This is a genomic window from Leisingera sp. (assembly GCF_982940295.1).
Genome location: NZ_CEYXRG010000034.1, coordinates 20,953 through 23,080, shown reverse-complemented (window position 1 = coordinate 23,080; position 2,128 = coordinate 20,953). Strand labels below are relative to the sequence as shown.

Here is a 2,128-nt window from a genome sequence, read left to right as displayed (position 1 = left end):
CCCCCGCCCCCCCTGGGGGGGCCCGCGCCGTGCGCCAGCACGGCGCCGGGCCCAAGTTTCTGGATGGCATCTTTGATGCCCGCCAGAAGGCGCGGGAGCCCCTCCCCTCAATGCAAACGCAGCTGCAGGCTTGATCCTGTGCCGCCCTCAGGGTCCAATCCCGGAAAGACGCCGCCGCGAAGGGAGAAGCCCATGCCAGCGCCAAGTCAATCCGGCACCCTGCAGGTGAACGGCCAGCAGATTGCCTATACCCGGCGCGGCGAGGGCCCGCCGCTCCTCCTGCTGCACGGCTTCCCGCAGACCAAGGAGATGTGGGCAGAGACCGCCCCTCTCCTCGCCCGGAAGTTCACCGTGGTGACCGCCGACCTGCGCGGCTATGGCGCCAGCTCCAAGCCCGAAGGCGTGACGGCGATGAGCTTTCGCAGCATGGCTGCCGATCAGCTTGCGCTGATGCGCGCGCTCGGGTTCCCCCGTTTCCACCTGGCGGGCCATGATCGCGGCGGCCGCACCGCGCACCGGCTGGCGCTCGATGCGCCAGATGCGGTTGCCAGCCTAACCGTGATGGACATCATCCCGACGCACACATTGCTGGACCAGCTGACGCAACAGGTGGCACGCGCCTATTACCACTGGTTTTTCCTCGCTCAGCCCGCGCCGCTGCCGGAGCGGATGATCGGCGCCGATCCGCAGGCCTACTTCGAAAGCTGCCTGCTCGGCTGGGGCGGCGCCTCGCTTTCTGATTTCCCGCCCGCCGCACTGGCCGCCTACCGCCGCGCCTGGGCGGACCCGGCCTGCGTCCACGCCATGTGCAACGACTACCGTGCCGCGATCGAGGTCGATTTCCACGACGACGCCCGCGATCTGGACCGCCAAGTCCAATGCCCGGCGCTGGTGCTTTACGGTGCCGATGGCGCCATGGCCCGGGCCTATGACGTCGCCGCGGCCTGGGCGCCTCGCCTCCAGGACATGACCGCAGGAAGCATCCCCGGCGGGCATTTCTTCATCGACAGCGCACCGCGCGAAACCGCCGCCGCACTGCTGGACTTTATTACCCCGCTGCCGCCTTTGTGACTGCCGCGCAGCCCTCAGGACCGCACCGGCTTACGTTCGTTTTACGCACGCAAGTTAAGACTCGGTTATCGCTCTTGCCCTAGCCTGCCCCGGACCGCATGACATCAAACAGACGGAGACAGCAAATGCTGCAAAGCAGGTTCAAACGGCCGCCCGGATTCGAAGGCACCCAGACCGACCCTGAGGAAAGCTACCGTGCCGGGTATCAGCATGGCACCCGCGTGCTGCTGCGCTACCTGGAAGCCAACCCCAAGCCCGATATGGACCACCTCCGGAAATGGATTGATTCCGATCTGACCGGATGGCGCCACGACACCAGCGCAGAACCTATACCGCCGTCTCTGTAACAGCCGCACGCGTCCGCGTGGCTTGCCAAGCGGACGCCAGGGCGCCACGCTTGCGCCATGACCACAGAGATTCTGACTGACGGCCCCCTGCTCGCCGAAATTCTCGCCTTGGAAACCAAGGTCTGGGAGGCGTTGAAGGCGGGCGACCCTGAGGCAGACGGGCGGATGCTGACGGAGGATTTCCTCGGCGTCTATCCCAGCGGATTTTCGGACAAAGCAGGCCATTGCGCGCAGCTGCAGGGCGGGCCGGTGATGGCAGGATACCGCCTGAGCGATGCACAGCTGCGCGTCCTCTCGCCAGAGGCTGTTCTGCTGTCCTACCGCGCGGCCTATCAGCCGGCCGGCAGCAGCGGCTGGAAACGGATGCTGATCTCGTCGCTTTGGGAAAAGGGCAAAGACGGCTGGCTCAACAGTTTCAGTCAGGACACACCTGAGCCAGAGGACTGACCGCAAAACGCATGGCGTGCCAACGCGCGTTGCAAAGCGGTTCAGCATTTTTCGCTATCTTAGAGGAAAGTGGCGCGGTTGACGGGGCTCGAACCCGCGACCCCCGGCGTGACAGGCCGGTACTCTAACCAACTGAGCTACAACCGCGCATGGGCCTTTCGGCATTGGTCCCCTCCGGGGCGGACCCTGAAACGTCAGGGCGGCGGGCGAAAGTGGCGCGGTTGACGGGGCTCGAACCCGCGACCCCCGGCGTGACAGGCCGG

At 66.1% G+C, this 2,128-nt stretch carries 3 protein-coding genes and 1 tRNA gene; 3 read left to right on the top strand and 1 reads right to left on the bottom strand.

The window, feature by feature from the left end; all coding sequences use genetic code 11:
- The first annotated feature begins 192 nt into the window (after positions 1-192).
- From AC4HIX_RS20205 to AC4HIX_RS20195, 3 genes are all read left to right on the top strand, one after another.
- Positions 193-1,071, top strand: coding sequence for an alpha/beta fold hydrolase (locus AC4HIX_RS20205; protein WP_490400281.1), 879 nt, complete (start codon positions 193-195; stop codon positions 1,069-1,071).
- A gap of 125 nt (positions 1,072-1,196) precedes the next feature.
- A complete protein-coding gene (locus AC4HIX_RS20200; RefSeq protein ID WP_490400280.1) occupies positions 1,197-1,418 on the top strand; it encodes a hypothetical protein in 222 nt (73 codons plus the stop codon).
- Between the two features lie 57 nt (positions 1,419-1,475).
- Positions 1,476-1,865: a DUF4440 domain-containing protein gene (locus tag AC4HIX_RS20195; RefSeq protein ID WP_490400279.1), complete on the top strand. Its 390-nt coding sequence runs from the start codon at positions 1,476-1,478 to the stop codon at positions 1,863-1,865.
- A gap of 70 nt (positions 1,866-1,935) precedes the next feature.
- Here the strand turns inward: AC4HIX_RS20195 and AC4HIX_RS20190 are convergent.
- A tRNA-Asp gene (locus tag AC4HIX_RS20190) sits at positions 1,936-2,012 on the bottom strand.
- Positions 2,013-2,128 lie beyond the last annotated feature (116 nt).

Excerpts from the sequence above, each read along its gene's own strand:
- AC4HIX_RS20205 (WP_490400281.1), top strand. The coding sequence starts at position 193 with ATGCCAGCGCCAAGTCAATCCGGCACCCTGCAGGTGAACGGCCAGCAG.
- AC4HIX_RS20195 (WP_490400279.1), top strand. The coding sequence starts at position 1,476 with ATGACCACAGAGATTCTGACTGACGGCCCCCTGCTCGCCGAAATTCTC.
- AC4HIX_RS20200 (WP_490400280.1), top strand. The coding sequence starts at position 1,197 with ATGCTGCAAAGCAGGTTCAAACGGCCGCCCGGATTCGAAGGCACCCAG.